This window comes from Halomonas sp. C10-5 (genome assembly GCF_057169305.1).
The window spans coordinates 1516088-1535869 of the sequence record NZ_CP175665.1 but is presented as its reverse complement, the minus strand read 5'-3'; the positions used below and the strand labels follow the sequence as shown (position 1 = coordinate 1535869).

The window sequence follows — 19782 nt, the reverse complement described above, 5'->3', positions numbered from 1 at the left end:
CGGCGGCGACAGTTCGCTCACTCCACCCCCAGCGCCTTTACCACGGCATCCACCGGCTCGGCATAGAAGCTGGTCTGGAACTTGGTGAACAGCTCGGCGGGGATGGTTGGGATATCCGCGGCGCTGGCCATCGGCAAGGTGACGCGCTTGCCACCGGCGTCGAAGGCGACCTGCAGGCACTCGGCCAGGCTCTCCACGGGCTTTAGGCTGCCACCCAGGCTCATGTCGCCCAACACCACCATCTGGCTCTGCGTGGGCCTGCCCAGCAGTCCTGAGGCGAAGGCCACCAGGCTGGCCAGGGCGAGGTCGCGCAGTACGCCGGTGTTCTGCAGGTCGACCACATGCAGGTGGAAGTCGTGCTCCAGCACCTTGCTGGAGCCACTGATGCGGCTGGCGTTGGCCTTGGCGGCGGTCATCTCGCCGAGCACGGCGTCCATGTCGGCCTGGGAGGTGACCACGATCCAGGCGCGGCCGCCGCAGATGGTGCCGAGGTTCTCGGTCAGCGTCTGCAGGGTCAGCATCAGCCGGGTATTGCTGCCGATGAACTGACCCACCTCGTCGACCATGAAGACGATGCGCTGAGTCGGCGACTTGGCGTCCAGGTACTCCTTCACCCAGCGGCAGAAGTTCTCCACCGAGACGCTGAAGGTCTCCTCGGAATCCTCGAACCATTTGTGGGCCGCCTCCGGGGAGAGATCCAGTGCCTGGCTGATCGCCTGCTCGATATCGTCCTGGTAGAACTGGAAGCCGTCGCGCTCCTCTTCCCAGACCATGCCGCTGGCCTCCTGGAAGGCCTCCTTGAAGCGCTCCAGCACGCCGCGCTGGGCCAGGTGGCGCTCCATGTGGGCGATATGCGGGTGGTCGCCGCTGAAGCCCTGGTACTCGTTGAATACTCGCAGGAAGACATTGAGGATCGGGTTGCCGCCGTCGTTGGAGCTCGCCTTGCTGTCGATGTTGAACAGGATGACGTCGGCCGGCTGCTGTACCGCCTTGGTAACGTCGGCGCGGATCATCGGGTCATGGAGCTTGTGCTCGTCGAAGAACTCGGCGGCGCGGCGGTGGTTGCCGGCCTCATCCTCGGCCTCGATGTTGGCCAGCAGATACGACAGCGCCTTGAGGAAGTGCGACTTACCCGAACCGAAGAAGCCCGAGATCCACACTCCGACACGATTGGCGATGGAGGGGTCACTGAGCGGCGTGGTGTAGGACTCGAAGAAGGCGCGGAAGTGCTTCTCCAGCTCGTTGGTCACCACGTACTCGTCGAGCTCCTGGTAGACCGTTTCGCGGTCCTTCTGGTCGGCCTTCACCACCCCATTGATGGGGCGGGTGAGGGATTTCTGGAAGAGGTCCTGGATACGCATGTCCGATCGATTCCTTAACGGGCAACGCCTCGCTCCCGTGGCGGGGCAAGGCGGTCAATAAAGCGGGTACCAGCGCAGCGCGGCTGCCGGCTGGCCTTCAGATCGAGAGTTCCCCCGGGACTGACTGAACCGGGCGCCCATGCGTCACGGCACGAGAGAAAACGCCCGGTAGTAGTGGTTACTGGCGATCTGGTCGAAGAGGGTCAGGCTCTGGCCGTCATAGCGGCCAGGATAGAAGAGCACCAACGGCTTGTGGCCGAGCCTGCCGTGCAGCGCATTGAGCAAACTGTGGGCACGCATCACCGGCCAGACGCTACCCACGCCTGACAGAAGAATGATATCGGGGTCGTCCGACAGGGCGTGTCGGATAAGGAAGGGGCGAACTTGTCCATGTGCAGCGGGCCACGCAGCGCCTTGAGCAGCGCCGCATCGCCCTTGGTCTGCTGCATGGCGATGGCCTTATCGAGAAAGCCACGCTCATGGAGATAGTCGCGCAACACGCGAAGCAGGTTGACGTGGTCGACCGTCAGCTCGCTGTGCTGACGGGACAGTACCCCTTCCAGGAAGGTTAGGTACTCGCGAACCTGCAGCTCGTGCTCGGGGGGATAGTCGAAGATCCAGAAGCCGATCTCGTTGCCAAGGCCCTGGCCGGAGAGGAAAGCCGGGCTGGTGATCTTTTCGGCGATCTGGTTGAGGCGATCTTTCAGGTGAGGATCTTCGCGGTGGGACGGCCCCTGCGTGAGCGGTGACATACGGCTCTCATCCTTGCGTCCGGTGTCGTTCTTTTCGTTATGATTGAGCGTCTTGTAATGCTTGATGCCGCGGCCTGCGGTGGATAGCGAGCTTTCGGGCACGCTACCGCCAGCCCGGGTCCATAGCGTTCAACGCGGCCCCAGGGAGCTCAAGCAGTCCAGCAGCCGAATCAGGTGGTGCCTTTCCAGCAGGCTCACTACCTCGGGCCGCAGCATCAGCGGTCGTAGCCGGCGGCTACCCGCACTCTCTATCAAGCCTACTTCGGATAGCATGCGAAAGGCCACCTGGCCCATCTTTCGTCTAGAGGAGGCGGTCCAGCCACTGATAGCCGGATCGCGGTAGGCACGATCGGCGAGGAAGTCATCCCACTGGTACGGCTCAAGGCGCTCGGCCTGAGTCACCAAGGCATCGACCACCACCGTCTCCAGGAACTCCACCAGCAGCAGGTTGCGAGCCAACGCTGCGCAGAACGCCACCTGGGTGGCTAGCTGGTCATCTCCATCGTGCAACATCTGCCAGAACGACTCAGGAAGCCGCACAAGGCGTTTGCGAATTGCCTGGGCCATGCGCCTGGCCGTGGCCGGCCGCGCCTTCTGGAGGCGATTCTCGTCAAGGATGGCCGCCTTCCATGCCGCGTCGTCGACACCCGCTAGCAGCAGCTCCGCCACGATGCGGCTCTCGCGGACCATGAGCGAGCCGCCGATGAGGTCGGAGTTGTAGTGGAAGTTACTGGTCTGCCAACGCATTGCGATACTCATTACGTCTGATTAATTCATCATATCACCTGAACCGATGGAACTGGCAGCGCTGAGTCACCTATCACCACCGCCGAACATTTCTAACTTTAATAAGCCCCATTAACGCAGCACCATTCCAAAGGTCGCTATCAGCCCTCGATAGTAATACTCCCTGCCATTCGAACTGAATAATCCGACCAGCAGTAAATTATTGACGTATGCGGAATTTATATCTGCTTAACTCCTTCTCAAGTTCTCTGACCCTCTCAACTAACATAAGATTCTGCGTAAGAACTTTATCCATCACTTCGCTAAGCCTATCAACTTCCAATCGGCGTTTTTCTGCAAGCGCCTTAGCCCTTTCCAACTTCTTCTTATTCGCAGTGGACGTAGAGAATCCAGCCCCTCTCTTTAAGGCGTCTATTCGGGCAATCAAAGGTAAGTGATATTCTCGGCTACGTTTTAAATAACCTTTATCAAAGCCAGCTTCAATACTCACCATAGCCGGTGTAATGTCCTCATACTTAACTCCAACATGGTCAGAAATGTGTGGTTCACCAGACAAGAGCCGTTCAAGAGCCTTTTCACAGCGCTCTAAACTGCTGATCTTAGGCATCAGCCTTCTCCAAAACCTTAATAAGCTTTTTATCTCTAAAATCAGTCAACTTTGTGACTTCCATCTTGGCAATTTGGTGTTCTACGCTTGCTTCTGGAAAAGTTTCCATATCCGCCTCAGCCTTTGACAACTGACTAAGCAACCTGTCCTCTCGTATGATGGCGCCGGGACAACTTAGACAGGCTGTTATATCACCAAGGAGAAAGTCATTGCACGGGCCAACTTTCGTGCATCCACCAAGCAACGTATTTCGATAAGCTATCTCACCCTTCTCAGCCATCTTAATGGTAGTATCCTTGGCTGAAAGAACAGAAATTTCGCCTTTCTGAACACGCCCTTTTAGCTTTTCAAGATAGGAGCCGGTCCCGCCCATCAGGGTGGCCTCCGACTCAAAAACATCATCGAATAGTTGGTCTACTGCTGCTACAGGGACAGCCATTTGGAAGTCATGAGCAATGTGTGACATGGGATTAATTTTTATTTTCTTTCGATCATCCCAACGCCCAAATATTGAAAGAAAATTATGATTATTTCTAGAATAATACTTAGCCATCATTTGAGCTAAATGCTTAAACTGATGAGACACTGTACGCATTGATACAAATCCGCTGTTCGCAGCATAGAACGCCAGAGACCTTCTAAATTGATGCGATGTAAGAGGCCAGAACTCACCCTCTTTAAACAATTCTTCCTGACTAAATTCACGATCTGGATCTGTATACTGAAGGTGAACCAAGTCATCTTTCGTGATTCTAAAATCCGGACTTGTCAGAAGAGCATCGCCCCCTCTAGCAAGATTATTTCTGAACTCAGTAGCTGTGAATTTTGGTTTTATATTATGTTTTAAAATGGATACATTGATTAATAAAGGGCAATTTTCTGGTTTTACACCCCATACATGCGCTATTCCTTCAACAATAGACTCAGCAAGTTTTACAGCCTTAACAACTGAATCTGGTGCAAGCCATGTATCTTCCTTTTTAAAACCAGTAAATTTTGTATGAGTAGAAACTATGCTAACCATTCTTGCAGAATCCAAGATAGCTCCACTATCATCCAAGACAGGTTCAGAAACCAGCTCATTTCCTAAGCACCCGTAATACGTTCTAGCGCATTCTTCATGCCTCATTCCAGTGTAAATATGGATAACATACTTAACCAGGAACTGGATTCTCTTTAAGAAACGTGCTAATGACGATCGCGAGGCGCTATAAATTTTAAATTTATCATATAGCAATTCTTCAAGACCGTGATCCTCTATCAAATTACTCATATCGGGGTGGTAGTAACCAGACCGAACACCAGCACGGGCCCTCTGCCTTGACTCTGTAATACCATTTAGGGGATCTTTCAAGTCACAAATTAGGGCCTTTATTTTCTCCCGATGCGGGTAGACATCTTCAATTAATGACTCGTAATGGTTCATAATCGCTATGTAGATTCGAGGAGGGATTACTGGGTGTTGACGGTCCTCAAGCCGTTCAAAGTTGAACAACTTCTTAGGGCACGATTCAAAACCCAACACATCAATATCAATCTGATTCAATGCAGTAAGGAGTGCAGATGTTTGCTTAAGTTGATTCTTGGCAACATCCTTCCTCCCAAGATAGCTCCTCAAATAGGCGCTATTAGACAAAAGATCAAAAAGGGAAATACCCTGAGCTAGATCATTATCGAGACTGGACACACAGAACCTGGCCATTGACCGCAGCTGAAAAAAGTACTGAACAAGCGTTGAAGCACTCAGCCGACCAAGATAGCCGCTAGCGGAAAAATGCATGAGCAGATAGAGAATAAACTTAGCTTCTTCTGATAACTTACTCCTAAAAACCTCATCGTCACACTTTACAAAGTCACCAAAGCTCAACACGCGAATTTTCTTGGAAGATAACCTGTAAGGGTTAAAATCCCAATGGTCTTCACCGTAGATAGCCGTGGGGTTCCCGTTTGAATCTCTGCACAAGACATGATCCGCAGTTGGCCTATAGACAAACTCATCGGGAGAATTATCACTGAGAAAAAAAGCATTCCCCCGGTTAATAAACAATACATTTAAACTCCCCTCTTTCACAAGATCACCCCCATTTCTTCATATCGATTAAGGCGAGATTCCCAAAAAGGGGTTAGCACGCCTAATTCAAAAACTTCCTCGCGAATGACATCTATAGAGTCGATCATTTTAGGATATAGCTCAGTCATCCTTTTTAGCAAGGCTTCAACACGTAAGCAAAGATCTTGAAATAGCTGATCTGCTGCTTCAAATTCCACAGCTTGCCCCCTAACTTCCTCAATAACGTACTTTAAACATAGTAACTTTCGAATATCCTCATCATCTGCATGGCAAACATAGTGCTCACAATACAGACACCCATACTGCGTCCGACAATTCGGCTCAATCAGAGAACCTTCACTAATTTCTTCGGCATTACCTAAATCATTACAGTGGCCAACGGCAATGTCTACACCGGAAATACCGTCATCAGAGCCAATAAGCTTTACTTTCTCTGCTGAACTTTTTACGGCACCCCAAAACTGAGATAGCTCTCGACTTGAATCATCAACACTAGGCGCACCATAGCTGCGACGGTTCGTTTCCAGTGAATGATTCAGAAGATCTGCTGCTTCTTCCTCTGTCGCGCCAATAAACTCTAGGGCGATACTCTTATATTTTCTGGCCAACATAGGTGATATATTTTTAACATAGCTAGGAAACAGCTTTCCCTTTAATTGCTTGAAAAATCTGGTCTGGAAGTCACTGCGCAAAGGAACAGGCATATCTCTTTTTCCAGATGTTTCTGCATTGGAGAAAAAAAGCAAATCATATTCCTCTCCATCGAGTAACCAATCCCTAAATTCTAGATACTCTCTCAATATTTTTAATCCCCTCCTTCCTCCGAGAGGATAGGGTTCGACACGACCTTTCGCCCTGTGCTTGATTGATATTAACTCTTTTTTTACGCTGCCTTTGCCAACCGCTAATGCATCCTCATACTTCAAATTGACCAGCGGAGTATTGTTCATCCCCGTAAGGAATTGCAGCAAAATAGCATACCCACGAATGACCTTTTGGGCCCAAAAAACACGGTAATAGGCACGACTTTTATCAACATTTGACTTTTGAAATATCTTCAATGACCGATTATATTCATTTTTTAATGAAGATCTTCTCTTTTTTTCCGAAATAGTAGTAGATCGTAGATCCACCTTACTCTCAACATATTCATTCATGGTTAGCAACCTACCATTCTTTAAATCGAAGATGCCTATAGAAGATAATTCTTCCCCATGAATTTCCGGGCTATAAGAATATCCCGTATTGCCCGTAAAAATGTACATTTTGCACTTCCCCTCATTTATCGTTAGAGGGAAATCATCATTCATGAGTGCCTTTCTAAGTCCTCTAATAAAGGGAACTAGATAGGATAGGTACTCGTTAAAATCATGGCGAGAAGGAGCTTGAGTAATATTCTTTTTTTCTCGAATTCGATAGGTTTTCGCTTTAATTTGATACTCTACATCAGAGAACATCAACCCAATAATCCCGTGAATCAACATTCCTTGGCGTTTCGCTGCAGTATTAACTGCCAACCTACCATTTTGTATTTCATGGTAAAGATAATCAGTGTAAGCTATATAAGCCTTCTCCGCTCTCTCCTCACTACTAAGAAAATTCGAGTAACGATTGCTATCCAGCCAGTCAAAAATTTTAACTATCTCTACTAGTTTAGTATTGATAGACTCATCACGAAGACCACTAACCGCCACAGTATCTAGATAGCGAGCTACAAACTCTCGCCGATCCACCATAAGGCTACTCATAATAACAGGCAACGCCTGTATCTCTCTATTTGTATTCCATCCTGATCTCCGCACAGCTCTTTGAGAAAAGCAGAGCGACCCTATATCGTGGGGTTTTTTCCTTTCAGATGCAGGCAGGCTAAGTAATATGTTCTCGGGGCGAAGGATTTCCGCTCCCAGTTCTTTCCTTGTAAGCACAACATAGGGACGTGATTTATAGACACCGTCATTAATCAAAATACACCCCCTCCTTAAAGATTTTTTCCGGGAGAATCAGCCCTTCATAAAGTTCTTGATTTTCTAGTCTCCTGTCCATATTTCGGAATAGCTTCAGATAATTCTCAGTGGTTTCTCTGTTTTTGTGATACAAGCGTTCTTGAATGACACTGATAGCCTCAGCCGAAGTTAAAACACCTTCCTGTATCTTTGGTTCAAGTCCTTTCCAAAGCAACAAGGCGAAGGTTGCTCGCAACCAGTGGTAGTAAAAATCTTTTGGAAATTCATTAGAGGCGACTTTAAGGATTTTTCGTTTTAAAGTCTCAACAACTTGGCCCCGAGGTGGAGATTTGACCATCGGATAACGTGGATCATCTCTGGCCATGAAGTAGCAATTCCCTTGATCACTGAGAAATAAATAAACATCCTCATCAGCGATCTTATCCAAATTAGGATTATCCTTCTCATATCGACTCTTAAATTTTTCCCTGCGAGCTTTAGCCTGAGAACTGTGTGCGTATACGTAAAGCTCCTTAACCAATTGCTCAGGCAGCTTGAGTGCTTGGTGTTTGTTGTTTTTCGTATCAACTTGAGTTCCTGGTCCAGCATGCAACACATAGTACCCATGTGCATTGGGGCCAGAGCTAATGAGAAGATCAATGTGCTTCACTCGAAGTGTTAGCACTGTCTGTTTCCTTGCCCCTGTCATAATTGGAAATAGCATAATAAGTCTTTCAATCGGACTCCACTTCAGGCTATTTATAATATCCTTAAGCTCTTTTAACTCAAAGCTTTGCAGGGGGCGAAGAACCTCCCCATCATCACGCACAAATCCTATTTGTACCTTAGAGGTTTGTGGAACAGATTGAGTTTGTGACCGCTTCAAACGATCAACAGATCGAGCGCCTGAATGAGTCTGGAAGTAAATCTTAATGGTTTTTACCGAGTCAACCCGTTTCATGGAAATATCATGCCAGTTTTCCGAAACAAATTGGTAAAACTGATAGACATCTGATGTATATTGATTTACAACTTGGGCACTCAGCCCGCGCTCCTCAATCAAATACTGAAAATAACGGTATGTCGGCCGAGAAGTTAGTCTTCTACCACTGAAGTCCAGCCAGTTTATTGCATTTTGTTCAGTAAATATTTTGTAATCCAGAAGCCTGGAAGCTCTTCTACGCGCATCATCTGCAGGGCGATTAAAAACATGCTTATTAGCGACAATATCAATGAGGTAACTATTTGCTTCGTACCATGGAGAGCCGTCAGCATTGATCAAAAAAGGGAAATTGTAGATACCACTATGGCACTTGGAGGCTACGAGCTCTCGGGTAAGGTATACTTTATCTTCTGTCTCTACGCCAATTAATGGAACTTCCAAAGCCCCCTTCGTTTTGGAGGCGCTTAACTGGCCAAACAAGTCCTCCGCCTTAGAGATGTTTACAATCCTTTCGGAAAGATGGAAACCTTCATGAGACATACAATGCATTAACTTTTCCACCAAACTTATGAATCTAATGTTAGCGTTTATAAATCCGCATTGGAAGAAGAAAAACCAGCGATGCAACTATTGCTGACACGTCACCATGATTTTATGGAAGCATGAAATGCAAACATTTTCAACATGCCAAAAATTTAATAACCACACCATGTAATGAGAAATATCGATTAACTACACCATGTAATGAGAAATATCACTTAACCACACCATGTAATGTGAAATATCGCTTAACCACACCATGTAATGCGAAATACTGCCTAACCAGGAAATATACAAAATCAGGAATTTACATTACCTTGATCAATTGCAGCCCGATCTTTGTTAAACATTCTCTCTAGAATTTATATAAAATATACGCTCTCATTTAAAGGCACCTAAATAATGTTTAATTTCAATAAAATACTGCCGATATAAAACCAATACATTTTTAAATAGCGGATTTGTAATACATTCTGGATTCATAGAATAACCGCAGCACTTTAGACACCACGGTGGAGGCAGGAGGGCCAGCGCCGGTACCTTTTTCGGAACACCATGGGATAGAGTCCTCCCCACCCTCCCGGCGCCAGTGCGCCAAACTGAGAGGGTGAGGCTGAACTGATCTAATTGGAGCGGACACCCCGGTAAGCCTCATTCTAGAGGCATCGGAGGTGTTCATGACCAAGAAGGCGCGACGTCGGTACTCCGACGAATTCAAGGCTGAGGCTGTCAACATGGTTCTAGGAGAGGGTTATGCCATCTCCGAGGCTGCCAGGCGGCTGGATATCGATCGCAACCTGCTGGATCGCTACCACCAGCGATTGCAGGAACTGGTCGCCGAGCAGCCTCATCAGATTCGACCCTTGCAGGCTCGCTTTCAAGAAGAGACCGGCAAGACGGTCAGCATGGTGCCCCTTCGCCAAGCGTTGAAAAAAATCGCTATAGCTTCAAGCGCGTTCGGAATTCACTGAAGGAGCAGCGCGACGAAACGGATTTCCGCAACACTCAGGGCTTTCTCCAAGGAGCTTCACAAGTGGGAAGACCAGGGCGAGCATGAGCTCTATTACTTTGATGAATTAGGCTTTTCCCAGTCATAGCCGGTGCCATACGCGTGGAGCCCCTTCGGCAAGTCCTTCGAAATAACGGCATACTCATATAGTCAAACTCTGAACGTACTGGGGCTCCTCAGCCGAGACGGGAAGCTGGTCTTCCATACCACCACGGTCTCAGTGACCACCGTGACAATCATCGAAGTGTTTGAACTTTTTGTGTCCCAGAAAGCCCCCGATGCCTTTGCCGTCGTGGTGCTCGACAATGCCAGCATGCATCGCTCCAAGGCTTTCAGGCGGAAGATAGTGGAGTGAATGTCGCATCGTGTGCACCTGGTCTACCTATCGGCTTACTCGCCGGAGCTGAACCTGATTGAGATTCTGTGGCTGCAGATGAAGTATGCATGGCTACTGTTGAGTGCCTACCTATCATTTGAGCACCTCTACAACGAGGTTCATCGCCTACTCGGCAGCTACGGATCTGATAACGCGATTAATTTTGAATAGCCACTTAGCACAGGATACGGATATTTCCGTTTACAACCAGCAACAACTCAACTCGAGCGCCGAATCACTGGACACGCGGCCACGCAAGACACTGCACAGCTTACGCCGTTAGAAGTTACGCCAAGGTGCTAAAGAAATCGGCCGCTGGCCTGAGTACCCGTCAATAGCATTTCTCTTGGCTAGCTTACCATTAATTCAATGTATCGCATTTGATCATGAAGGTTCCTCTCTGCAGCGCCTATCTACAGGTGGAATAATTACCAATTTAATAACCGAGCTGTCGGAAACGGCCATGACTCTTCTAACTGACTCCTCATTTCGTCGCGACCTTTTTAATAACGTCGCTTAATAATGCTAAGCCTACCAACAACCAAGCCACGATTAAGTTGAATAAGTTCGGATATTGAATCCAGGATTAGCAGAGAGGGAAGAGCGAGAACCGTAATCGAGTGCTGCGGCCTTATCCCGAAAACGACAGACTGGCGGCAGATTGCCGATACCAAGCTAAGAAAGCGAGTCAGGAAGCTGGATGACGGCCCCCAGAGATTGCTCGGCTAGATGCCATCCTAGGTCGACTACATTCTGTCAACGGCCTTATGTTAGGCACCTGGGTGTCAACAGTGGAGTCATGCGCTAGCTTGGGATAGCGCCCCCTCATCTCGCGGCGCACCTCGGCGTAGCCGCCCGCCCAGAAGCTCGCCAGGTCGGCGGTGACCTGCAGGGGACGCCGCGCCGGCGAGAGCAGGTGCAGCAGCACCGCCGCGCGCCCGTCGGCTACCCGCGGCGAGGCGTGCCAGCCGAAGCACTCCTGCAGTTTCACCGCCAGCACCGGCGGCTGGCCCTCCAGACAGGGGGCGTAGTCGACCCGGTGTCGGGCACCGCCAGGCGCTCGGGAGCGAGCTCGTCGAGCCGGGCACGCAGCGGCCAGTCGAGGGTGTCCAGCAAGAGGCGAGCCAGCGGCAGGCGCTCCACGGCCTCCAGGCGCGTGAGGCCGTCGAGGTGCGGGCCGAGCCAACTCGCGAGGGTCGCAAGCAGCACTTCCTCGCTGGCCTCCGGCCAGTCATCGCCCAGGTTCGCCCGCAGCAGCGCCAGGCGGCCGCGCAGCTGGGTAAGCGACTCGTCCCGTGGCAGGCCGCGGCGGCGCAGCGCCTCGAGCAGGGCCTCGCGCACCGCCTCGGCAGGCAACCGCTGGAGCGGGCGGCGTTCGAGCACCACGGCCCCCAGGCCGCGCACCTGCTCGCCGACGAGGCGGCCCTGCTCATCGGACCACTCCAGGCGCGGGCGCCACTCGGTGCACTCGGGATAGAGCGCCGCCAGCCGGTCCACGCCAAGCCCCACCGCCCGGAAGATCCGTGCCCCGCTCGCCTCGCCGGAGAGCTCGGCGGCCACCAGCAGCTCGGCGTGGGCCAGGGGGTGCGCCTCCGTCAGGGTCGCCAGTCCTCCGGAAGCCAGGCGAAAGCGGCCCGGGGCGTCCAGGCGCTGGGCGATGCGTTCCGGGTAGGCGACGGCCAGAAGTTCCCCCAGCGGAGCCAGGCTCGCCACCTCGAGGGGCACACCGGCGGTCCGGACCAGGCGCTCGGTATCGCGCCACCACTGGCGATATCTACGGGGCTCACGCAACCGTGACTGCAGCGCCCGTTCCAGGTCGCGCTCCTCGTCACCACCGCGCTCCTCCAGCAGCGCCACCAGGGCACAGGCCAGCGGCAGCGCATCGAGCCCATGGGAACGCTCCAGCATCGCCGCCAGCCGCGGGTGGGTCGGCCAGCGGGCGGCGGAGCGCCCCAGTTCGGTCAGATGGAAGGCGTCGTCAAGCAGGCCCAGGCGATGCAGCAGCTCGCGCCCGGCGGCCAGCGCCGCGGCGGGTGGCGGGGTTACCCAGGCCAACTGGCTCGGGTCGGTGATGCCCCAACGGGCCAGCTCGAAGGCGAGCGGCGCCAGATCGGCCTGACGAATCTCCGGCTCGCCATGGGGAACCAGCGGCTGCTCCTCGGCCCACAGCCGCAGACAGAGGCCCGGCCCCTGGCGGCCGGCACGACCACGGCGCTGGTCGGCGCTGGCGCGGTTGACGCGGCGGGTCTCGAGCCGCGTCAGGCCGCTCCTGGGCTGGAACACCGGCACCCGCTCCTGACCGGCATCCATCACCAGGCGCACGCCATCCACGGTGACGCTGGACTCGGCGATGGCGGTGGCCAGCACCACCCGCCGGCGCCCCTCGGGATCCGGACGCAGGGCGCGGCGCTGGGCTTCCAACGGCAGGCGGCCGTGCAACTCCATCACAACAAGCTCAGGCGCCCGGCCGGCGAGCTCCCGGGCCAGCCGGCGAATCTCCGCCACCCCGGGCAGGATCACCAGGGCATCGCCTGCCTGCGCCGTCATGGCCTCGAGCAGCACACGGGCCTGCTGGGAAGCGGTGTCGTCGCGGGCATTGAGGGCGCGGTGGCGAGTCTCGACGGGGTAGCTGCGCCCGGGGCAGTCGATCACCGGGGTCGCCTCCCCCAGCACCCCGAGCAGGGCCTCGACATCCAGGGTCGCCGACATCACCAGCAGGCGCAGGTCGTCGCGCACCGACTGGGCATCAAGCGCCAGCGCGAGGCCCAGGTCCCCCTCCAGGCTGCGCTCGTGGAACTCGTCGAAGAGGATGCCGGCCACGCCTTCGAGCAGCGGGTCCTCCTGGAGCATCCGGGTCAGCACCCCCTGGGTGACCACCTCCAGGCGGGTGTGCGGGCCGACGCGACTCTCGCCGCGCATGCGGTAGCCGACGGTCTCCCCGGCCTGCTCGCCCAGGCTCTCGGCCATGAAGCCGGCGGCCAGGCGCGCCGCTACCCGCCGCGGCTCCAGCAGCAGCAACCTCCCCTCGCAGGCCCAGGGCGCCTCGAGCAGCGAAAGCGGCACCCGGGTGGTCTTGCCGGCGCCGGGTTCGGCCACCAGCAGCGCACGGGGATGATCGGCCAGGGCCGCCTGGATGGCGGGCAGACGGGACTCGATGGGAAGTCACGTCATGCCGGCTTACTCGAAGCGACCGCTGTTCTCGAGAAGGCGTTTACCATGCACGACGGCAACAATCAGCACTGTGTCATCACCACTTTGATAAACAAGACGATAGCTATAAACGAAGGCTTCTCGAAGGGTAGGATCCTTGAATTCCGGTACAACACGGCCACTGTCGGGGAATTCGGCGATATCGCGCGCCTTGGCCACCAGCTTGCCAACCACTGCCGATGCGTAGAACGCGGAATCACGCTCGATGTACTCGGCGATCAGCTCAAGGTCCTCGAGGGCTTCCGGTGACCAGACTAGCGTTGCAGCCACTTGGCCAGCCTCTCCTCGACCTGTGCCTGACTCAAGGTCCCCTCATGCTCAGCTCGGGTGAGACCACGCCGGACCTTTTCGGTGACATAGAGGTGATACTGGATGTCCTCGAGGGAGCAATCCTCGGGCAGCGATTCGAGCATCTGCCGTACATCCTGCTTTGCCGTGTTCATGTCGCGCCTCCACCGACCATGCCCTGTTTCATGCCATCTTATCATGCGCCTTGTGGCCTGGACGTCACGCCACACCCCTTGAGGATCACCAGGGTCAAAAAGGCGGTGATCGACTCCACGTCGGCGTCGCTCAGCGACTCGCGGTCGGTAATGCCGAGCACCTGGGCCTCGAAGTCGGCGTAGTGCTGGGTGGCCGACCAGATCAGGAAGATCAGCCATACCGGATCCACCGGATCCATCAGGCCGCGCTCGGCCCACTGACGGAAGATCGCCGCGCGCGCCTGGACCCAGTCGCGCAGGTCGCCGCGCAGGTACTCCTGCAGGAAGGGGGCGCCACCCAGGATCTCGGCGGCGAAGAGCCGCGAGCCTTCGGGGTGGCGCCGGGAGAGCTGCATCTTGCTGCGGATGAAGGCCTCAAGCACCTCGGCCGGGTCGTCGTCCACCGAGATGTCGTCGAGCAGGGCGTTCCAGCGCGCCATCATCCGCTCCAGCAGTCGAACGTAGAGGCCCCGCTTGCTACCCATGTAGTAGAGCACATTGGACTTGGGCAGCCCCGCCTGCTCGGCGATGGTGGCCAGGCTGGCGCCTCGGTAGCCGTGGGCGGCGAAGACCCGCTCGGCAGCGGCCAGGATCTCGCGCTCGTTGCGCTCTCGGGTAGCGCCGTTGCCACCCTCCCCCCTGGGGTTCGCGGGGACATCTCCCTGGCTCATCAAGCGCCTCCTGGCCATATGAAAGGTTGCGGGGGAGTTTGCCGCATGCCCCGGGAGCTTGCAAAGCACCCATATCTGGACCATGCTGAGATCATTCCTGACCGAATGGTCAAGATATTTCCTGAGACGAATCCCTGACGCGATCGACGGTCGCAACAACGAGTCGCAATCAACAACAGAGACAACACGATGATCGACTTTCTGCTCAACGGGCAGCCCCGCCGGTGCGAGGCCTCGCCCGACACCAGCGTGCTCGAGCTCCTGCGCGACACCCTGGGACAGACCGGCACCAAGGAGGGCTGCGCCTCCGGCGACTGCGGCGCCTGCACCGTGGCCATCGGCGAGCCCGATGCCGACGGCAAGACCCGCTACCACGCCGCCAACGCCTGCATCACGCCGGCCCAACAACTACAGGGCCGTGCCCTGGTCACCGTGGAGGGGCTGGCCCAGGGCGAGACCCTGCACCCCGCCCAGGCGGCCATGGTCGAGCACCACGGCAGCCAGTGCGGCTTCTGCACCCCAGGCATCGTGATGTCGCTCTTCACCCTGCATGAAAGCCAGCGACGGGGAGATGGAGAGCGTCCGGCGCCCCTGACCCCCGAGCGTCTGGAGGCGGCGCTGGGCGGCAACCTCTGCCGCTGCACCGGCTACCGCCCGATCCGCGATGCGGCGCTGGCCATGGGCGACTATCCCGAGGCGCGCGCCGAGTGGCTCGACCTCGCCGTGGATGCCGCAGCCCCGCCGCAGGAGGCAGCGCCCGAGGCGGCCTTCGTCCAGCCCACGACCCTGGAGGCACTGGTCGCCGAGCGCCGCGCCCACCCCGAGGCGCCGCTCGTCGCCGGCGGCACCGACCTGTGGCTCGAGGTGACCCAGCGCCTTGCCCGCTTCCCGCGGGTGGTGGACGTCACCCGGGTGGCCGAGCTCGCTACCCTCGAGGAAACCACCCTCGCGGATGGCCGCGCCGGCTGGTGGATCGGCGGCGCGGTGACCTATGCGCGGCTCGAGCCGCTGCTCGCCGAGCACTACCCGGCCTTCGCCCACCTGCTGCATCGTCTGGGCTCGGCCCAGGTGCGCAACCGCGGTACCCTGGGCGGCAACATCGCCAACGCTTCCCCCATCGGCGACACCCCGCCGGTGCTGCTCGCCCTGGGCGCGCGGCTATGGCTCGCCGGACCGAAGGGTGAACGCGAGCTGCCCCTCGACGACTTCTTCCTCGACTACAAGAAGACCGCCCTGAACCAGGACAGGGAGTGCGAAGGCGAGGTGATCCGCGCCATCTTCCTGCCCAGGCCAGAGGCGGGACGACACCTGAAGGTCTGGAAGCTCTCCAAGCGGCGCGAGGACGATATCTCTGCGGTGCTCGGAGCCTTCGCCTGGCGCCTCGAGGAGGGCGTGCTGCGCGACGTGCGCCTCGCCTTCGGCGGCATGGCGGCGACCCCCAAGCGCGCCGCGGCCGCCGAGGCGGCCCTGGAGGGGCAGGCGCCCAGCGAGGCGTCCTTCGCGGCGGCCCGTGCCGCCCTTGCGGAGGACTTCCAGCCCATGAGCGATGTGCGTGGCAGCGCCGATTACCGCCGCCTCTCCGCCGCCAACCTGCTCGAACGCCTGCGCCTGGTGGTGACCGCCGATGGCCAGGACACGACTTCCACCAGCGCCCGGGAGGTGATGCTCGATGCGTACGCTCACTAGGCTTTCGACCCAGGCGCCCGAAGCCGCGCCGGCTCAGGCACCCGACACCCGCCCCGATGACCTCGATAGCAACGCCGCCGCGGCACGCCGCGACCTCGAGGGGCGTATCCAGGGCTCGGGCCCGGTCGCTCGCGAGACCCTGGGCCAAGGTGGCGCCGGCAGCGCCCGTGCCCACGAGAGCGCCATCAAGCACGTCACCGGCCGGGCCGCCTACATCGACGACCTCAAGGTGCCGGCGGACTACCTGCACCTGGCGCTCGCCCTCTCGCCGGTGGCTCATGGCCGCCTGACTCGCCTCGACCTCGACCGGGTCCGCGCCCTGCCCGGCGTGGTGGACGCCGTAGGCTTTCCCGACGTGCCCGGCCACACCGACATCGGGCCGGTCTTCCCCGGCGACCCGCTCTTCGTGGAGGAGGAGATCAGCTACGCCGGCCAGGTGCTCTTCGCGGTGGCCGCCGAGAGCCATCGCGCCGCCCGGGAAGCGGTGAAGGCGGCCCTTGATGCCGGTGTCGTGGAGATCGACGAGCACCCGGCGAGCCTCGACCCGGTGGCCGCTACCGAGCGCGGCGAGTTCGTGCGCCCCACCCATGTCCAGGAGCGCGGCGACTGGGCGTCCAGCCTGGAGGACGCCGCCCTGACGGTGACCGGCGAGCAGTTCGTCGGCGGCCAGGAGCACTTCTATCTGGAGGGCCAGGCCTGCCTGGTCACCCCTACCGAGGACGAGGGCGTGGTGGTGCACACCTCCAACCAGCACCCCAGCGAGACCCAGAAGCTGGTGGCCGAGGTGCTGGGCGTACCCCTGCATGCGGTTACCGTGGAGGTGCGCCGCATGGGCGGCGGCTTCGGCGGCAAGGAGACCCAGGCCTCGCCCTGGGCCTGCATGGCCGCCCTGATCAGCCGACGCACTGGCCGCGCGGCCAAGCTGCGCCTGCCCCGCGGCGAGGACATGCGGGTCACCGGCAAGCGCCACCCCTTCCACAACCGCTACCGGCTGGGGGTGGACGCGCAGGGCGTGATCCAGGGCGGCGAGATCACCGTGATCGGCGACTGCGGCTACTCCCCTGACCTCTCCGATGCCATCGTCGACCGCGCCATGTTCCACGCCGACAACGCCTACTCCCTGGGCCAGGCGCGGGTCACCGGCCATCGGGCGCGTACCCATTTCGCCTCCAACACCGCCTTCCGCGGCTTCGGCGGCCCCCAGGGGATGATGGTGATCGAGGCGGCCATGGACGACATCGCCCGGCACGTGGGCGAGGACCCGCTGACCATCCGCAAGCGCAACCTCTATCGCCAGGGTCGGGACGTTACCCACTATGGCCAGAGCGTGGAGCAGCTCGGCCTGCTGCATGAGCTGGTGGCGCGGCTGGAGGCGAGCAGCGACTACTGGACACGCCGTAGCGAGATCGCCGCCTTCAACGCCCAGAGCCCGGTGGTCAAGCGCGGCCTGGCGCTCACTCCGGTGAAGTTCGGCATCTCCTTCACCGCCCAGCACCTCAACCAGGCGGGCGCCCTGCTCCACGTCTATACCGACGGCAGCGTGCAGATCAACCACGGCGGCACCGAGATGGGCCAGGGCCTGCACACCAAGATCTGCCAGGTGGTGGCCCGGGAGCTGGGCCTCGACCTCGACGCCGTGCGCATTACCGCCACGCGCACCGACAAGGTGCCCAACACCTCGCCCACCGCCGCCTCCAGCGGCGCCGACCTCAACGGCATGGCCGCCCGGGACGCCTGCCTGAGGCTCAAGGAGCGCCTGTTCGACTTCGCCGCCGAGCACTTTTATCAAGGGCATGCCCTCGACCGCGAAGGCATGCGCCTGGAGGACGGCCACCTGGTGGCGGGCTGGGGTGAGAGCGAGCGGCGCATCCCCTGGGGCGAGCTGGTGCAGACGGCCTACTTCGGGCGGGTCTCGCTCTCCGAGAAAGGCTTCTACGCCACCCCGCTGATCCACTATGACCGCCAGACCGGCCAGGGGCGCCCGTTCTACTACTACGCCTTCGGCGCCGCGGTGGCCGAGGTGCGCGTGGACACCCTGAGCGGCGAGTACCGGGTAGAGGGAGTCGACATCCTCCACGACGTGGGTGACTCCCTCAATCCGGCCATCGACGCCGGCCAGGTGGAGGGCGGCTTCATCCAGGGCATGGGCTGGCTCACCAGCGAGGAGCTCAGGTGGAACGAGGGCGGACGACTGATCTCCGATGGCCCGGCCACCTACAAGATCCCCACCTTCGGTGACCTGCCGCCGCGCTTCAATGTCGCGCTGATGGAGGGCCACCCCAACTCCATGGCGAGCCTCTACCGCTCCAAGGCGGTGGGCGAGCCGCCCTTCATGCTGGCCATCTCGGTATGGTCGGCGCTGCGCGACGCACTGGCGAGCCTCACCGACTACCGCGAGTCGCCGCGGCTGGACACCCCGGCCACCCCGGAGCGGGTCTTGATGGCCGCCGAGGCGCTGCGCCGCCGCGGGGAGTCGACGCCATGAGCACCCATGCCGAGAGCTGGCATGCCGCCCTGCACCGGCTGCAGCGCGCGGGGGTGCCCCACGCCCTGGCCACCCAGGTGACCAGCGCCGGCTCCACCCCGCGGGAGCCCGGGGCGCGGATGGTGATCACCGCGGATGCCGTATTCGATACCCTGGGCGGCGGCACCTTCGAGTGGCAGACCATCGAGGCGGCCCGGCAGCGCCTGGCCGCCTGCGAGCCCGGCATGAGCCTCGAGGCTTTCAGCCTCGGCGGGCGCAGCGGCCAGTGCTGCGGCGGCTTCGTCAACGTGCTGCTCGAGGTCTTCCCGGGCAGCCCCGTAACCCTGGCGCTGTTCGGTGCCGGCCATGTCGGCCGCGAGATCGTGCGCCTGGCCGAGCCCCTGGGCTGGCAGCTCATCTGGCACGACAGCCGCGACGACGCCTTCCCGGCCTGGGCCGACGAGATCCCGCGCCTGGAGTGCCGGCGCACCCCGGACCCAGCCGCCGCCGTGGCCGAATTGCCCGCGGGCAGCCACGCCCTGGTGATGACCCACGACCACGCCGAGGACCGCGCCCTGGTGGACGCACTGCTGCGTCGCGACGACACGGCCTCGCTGGGCCTGATCGGATCAAGGAGCAAGTGGGCCAGCTTCCGCTCGCGGCTGTCAGACGCCGGCCATGATGCCGAATCGCTGGCCCAGGTGCGCTGCCCGATCGGCATGTCGACAGGGGGGACGGGCGGCGACAAGCGCCCCTACGCCATCGCGCTTGCCACCCTCGCCGAGCTGCTGCCGCTGACGGCCGACGCTGAGCGCCCCGACCAGCGCGGCCTGGACCCCGCCGTGCTGCGTGACCTGTTCTAGCCGGCGACCCCGAACGATCCACTGTGCCCCGAAACGATGGCCAGCGGGCGCCGGGAA

Annotated in this window: 17 protein-coding genes and 1 pseudogene; 5 read left to right on the top strand and 13 right to left on the bottom strand. The window is 58.2% G+C overall.

The window, feature by feature from the left end:
- Positions 1–17: 17 nt before the first annotated feature.
- The 8 genes from brxC to ACJ7IV_RS07110 form a co-directional block, all read right to left on the bottom strand.
- Positions 18–1361: a BREX system P-loop protein BrxC gene (gene brxC, locus ACJ7IV_RS07145; RefSeq protein ID WP_483866389.1), complete on the bottom strand. Its 1344-nt coding sequence runs from the start codon at positions 1359–1361 to the stop codon at positions 18–20.
- Between the two features lie 144 nt (positions 1362–1505).
- Complete coding sequence (locus tag ACJ7IV_RS07140) at positions 1506–1661, bottom strand: BREX protein BrxB domain-containing protein (RefSeq protein WP_483866388.1); 156 nt, start codon at positions 1659–1661, stop codon at positions 1506–1508.
- Positions 1661–2215, bottom strand: coding sequence for a hypothetical protein (locus tag ACJ7IV_RS07135; protein ID WP_483866387.1), 555 nt, complete (start codon positions 2213–2215; stop codon positions 1661–1663). Before ACJ7IV_RS07135 ends, ACJ7IV_RS07140 begins: the two co-directional genes overlap by 1 nt.
- A 27-nt stretch (positions 2216–2242) precedes the next feature.
- Positions 2243–2860: a DUF1819 family protein gene (locus ACJ7IV_RS07130; protein WP_483866386.1), complete on the bottom strand. Its 618-nt coding sequence runs from the start codon at positions 2858–2860 to the stop codon at positions 2243–2245.
- Positions 2861–3059: 199 nt separating this feature from the next.
- Positions 3060–3467, bottom strand: a complete 408-nt coding sequence (locus ACJ7IV_RS07125) for a hypothetical protein (protein WP_483866385.1) — start codon at positions 3465–3467, stop codon at positions 3060–3062.
- Positions 3460–5538, bottom strand: coding sequence for a hypothetical protein (locus tag ACJ7IV_RS07120; protein ID WP_143004403.1), 2079 nt, complete (start codon positions 5536–5538; stop codon positions 3460–3462). Before ACJ7IV_RS07120 ends, ACJ7IV_RS07125 begins: the two co-directional genes overlap by 8 nt.
- On the bottom strand, positions 5535–7502 hold the full coding sequence (locus tag ACJ7IV_RS07115; protein WP_483866384.1) for a hypothetical protein: 1968 nt from the start codon (positions 7500–7502) through the stop codon (positions 5535–5537). Before ACJ7IV_RS07115 ends, ACJ7IV_RS07120 begins: the two co-directional genes overlap by 4 nt.
- Positions 7495–8973: a site-specific integrase gene (locus tag ACJ7IV_RS07110; protein ID WP_483866383.1), complete on the bottom strand. Its 1479-nt coding sequence runs from the start codon at positions 8971–8973 to the stop codon at positions 7495–7497. The genes ACJ7IV_RS07115 and ACJ7IV_RS07110 overlap by 8 nt, the downstream gene beginning before the upstream one ends.
- Positions 8974–9641: 668 nt before the next feature.
- On the opposite strand from ACJ7IV_RS07110, the gene ACJ7IV_RS07105 reads away from it, so the two are divergent.
- Both ACJ7IV_RS07105 and ACJ7IV_RS07100 read left to right on the top strand, forming a co-directional pair.
- Positions 9642–9935 (top strand): transposase, encoded by a 294-nt coding sequence (locus ACJ7IV_RS07105; RefSeq protein WP_483866382.1) that lies wholly within the window; start codon positions 9642–9644, stop codon positions 9933–9935.
- 129 nt (positions 9936–10064) lie between these two features.
- Positions 10065–10520: pseudogene (locus ACJ7IV_RS07100) on the top strand (IS630 family transposase).
- A gap of 517 nt (positions 10521–11037) precedes the next feature.
- On the opposite strand, the gene ACJ7IV_RS07095 reads toward ACJ7IV_RS07100, so the two are convergent.
- The 5 genes from ACJ7IV_RS07095 to ACJ7IV_RS07075 all read right to left on the bottom strand — a co-directional run bounded on the left by ACJ7IV_RS07095 (position 11038) and on the right by ACJ7IV_RS07075 (position 14712).
- Entirely contained in the window at positions 11038–11367 is a 330-nt protein-coding gene (locus tag ACJ7IV_RS07095) for an ATP-dependent helicase C-terminal domain-containing protein (protein ID WP_483866557.1), read from the bottom strand.
- Positions 11337–13451: an ATP-dependent helicase HrpB gene (gene hrpB, locus ACJ7IV_RS07090; protein ID WP_483866556.1), complete on the bottom strand. Its 2115-nt coding sequence runs from the start codon at positions 13449–13451 to the stop codon at positions 11337–11339. Before hrpB ends, ACJ7IV_RS07095 begins: the two co-directional genes overlap by 31 nt.
- 75 nt (positions 13452–13526) lie before the next feature.
- Positions 13527–13829 carry a type II toxin-antitoxin system RelE/ParE family toxin gene (locus tag ACJ7IV_RS07085; RefSeq protein WP_081712078.1) on the bottom strand — a complete coding sequence of 101 codons (303 nt, stop codon included), beginning with the start codon at positions 13827–13829 and terminating at the stop codon, positions 13527–13529.
- Complete coding sequence (locus ACJ7IV_RS07080; protein ID WP_161432287.1) at positions 13814–14002, bottom strand: hypothetical protein; 189 nt, start codon at positions 14000–14002, stop codon at positions 13814–13816. Before ACJ7IV_RS07080 ends, ACJ7IV_RS07085 begins: the two co-directional genes overlap by 16 nt.
- Before the next feature lie 41 nt (positions 14003–14043).
- On the bottom strand, positions 14044–14712 hold the full coding sequence (locus ACJ7IV_RS07075) for a TetR family transcriptional regulator C-terminal domain-containing protein (protein ID WP_483866381.1): 669 nt from the start codon (positions 14710–14712) through the stop codon (positions 14044–14046).
- 189 nt (positions 14713–14901) lie between these two features.
- On the opposite strand from ACJ7IV_RS07075, the gene xdhA reads away from it, so the two are divergent.
- The 3 genes from xdhA to xdhC are packed head-to-tail and all read left to right on the top strand — an operon-like array spanning position 14902 to position 19725.
- Positions 14902–16398 (top strand): xanthine dehydrogenase small subunit, encoded by a 1497-nt coding sequence (gene xdhA, locus ACJ7IV_RS07070; protein ID WP_483866380.1) that lies wholly within the window; start codon positions 14902–14904, stop codon positions 16396–16398.
- The gene (xdhB, locus tag ACJ7IV_RS07065) at positions 16382–18883 is read left to right on the top strand and encodes a xanthine dehydrogenase molybdopterin binding subunit (RefSeq protein ID WP_483866379.1); all 2502 of its coding nucleotides are present in this window, start codon (positions 16382–16384) and stop codon (positions 18881–18883) included. Before xdhA ends, xdhB begins: the two co-directional genes overlap by 17 nt.
- Positions 18880–19725, top strand: coding sequence for a xanthine dehydrogenase accessory protein XdhC (xdhC, locus tag ACJ7IV_RS07060; protein WP_483866378.1), 846 nt, complete (start codon positions 18880–18882; stop codon positions 19723–19725). Before xdhB ends, xdhC begins: the two co-directional genes overlap by 4 nt.
- The last annotated feature ends 57 nt before the right edge of the window (positions 19726–19782 follow it).

Excerpts from the sequence above, each read along its gene's own strand:
- brxC (WP_483866389.1), bottom strand. The coding sequence starts at position 1,361 with ATGCGTATCCAGGACCTCTTCCAGAAATCCCTCACCCGCCCCATCAAT.
- ACJ7IV_RS07140 (WP_483866388.1), bottom strand. The coding sequence starts at position 1,661 with ATGCGTGCCCACAGTTTGCTCAATGCGCTGCACGGCAGGCTCGGCCAC.
- ACJ7IV_RS07130 (WP_483866386.1), bottom strand. The coding sequence starts at position 2,860 with ATGCGTTGGCAGACCAGTAACTTCCACTACAACTCCGACCTCATCGGC.
- ACJ7IV_RS07125 (WP_483866385.1), bottom strand. The coding sequence starts at position 3,467 with ATGCCTAAGATCAGCAGTTTAGAGCGCTGTGAAAAGGCTCTTGAACGG.
- ACJ7IV_RS07110 (WP_483866383.1), bottom strand. The coding sequence starts at position 8,973 with ATGCATTGTATGTCTCATGAAGGTTTCCATCTTTCCGAAAGGATTGTA.
- ACJ7IV_RS07105 (WP_483866382.1), top strand. The coding sequence starts at position 9,642 with ATGACCAAGAAGGCGCGACGTCGGTACTCCGACGAATTCAAGGCTGAG.
- ACJ7IV_RS07080 (WP_161432287.1), bottom strand. The coding sequence starts at position 14,002 with ATGAACACGGCAAAGCAGGATGTACGGCAGATGCTCGAATCGCTGCCC.
- ACJ7IV_RS07075 (WP_483866381.1), bottom strand. The coding sequence starts at position 14,712 with ATGAGCCAGGGAGATGTCCCCGCGAACCCCAGGGGGGAGGGTGGCAAC.
- xdhA (WP_483866380.1), top strand. The coding sequence starts at position 14,902 with ATGATCGACTTTCTGCTCAACGGGCAGCCCCGCCGGTGCGAGGCCTCG.
- xdhB (WP_483866379.1), top strand. The coding sequence starts at position 16,382 with ATGCGTACGCTCACTAGGCTTTCGACCCAGGCGCCCGAAGCCGCGCCG.
- xdhC (WP_483866378.1), top strand. The coding sequence starts at position 18,880 with ATGAGCACCCATGCCGAGAGCTGGCATGCCGCCCTGCACCGGCTGCAG.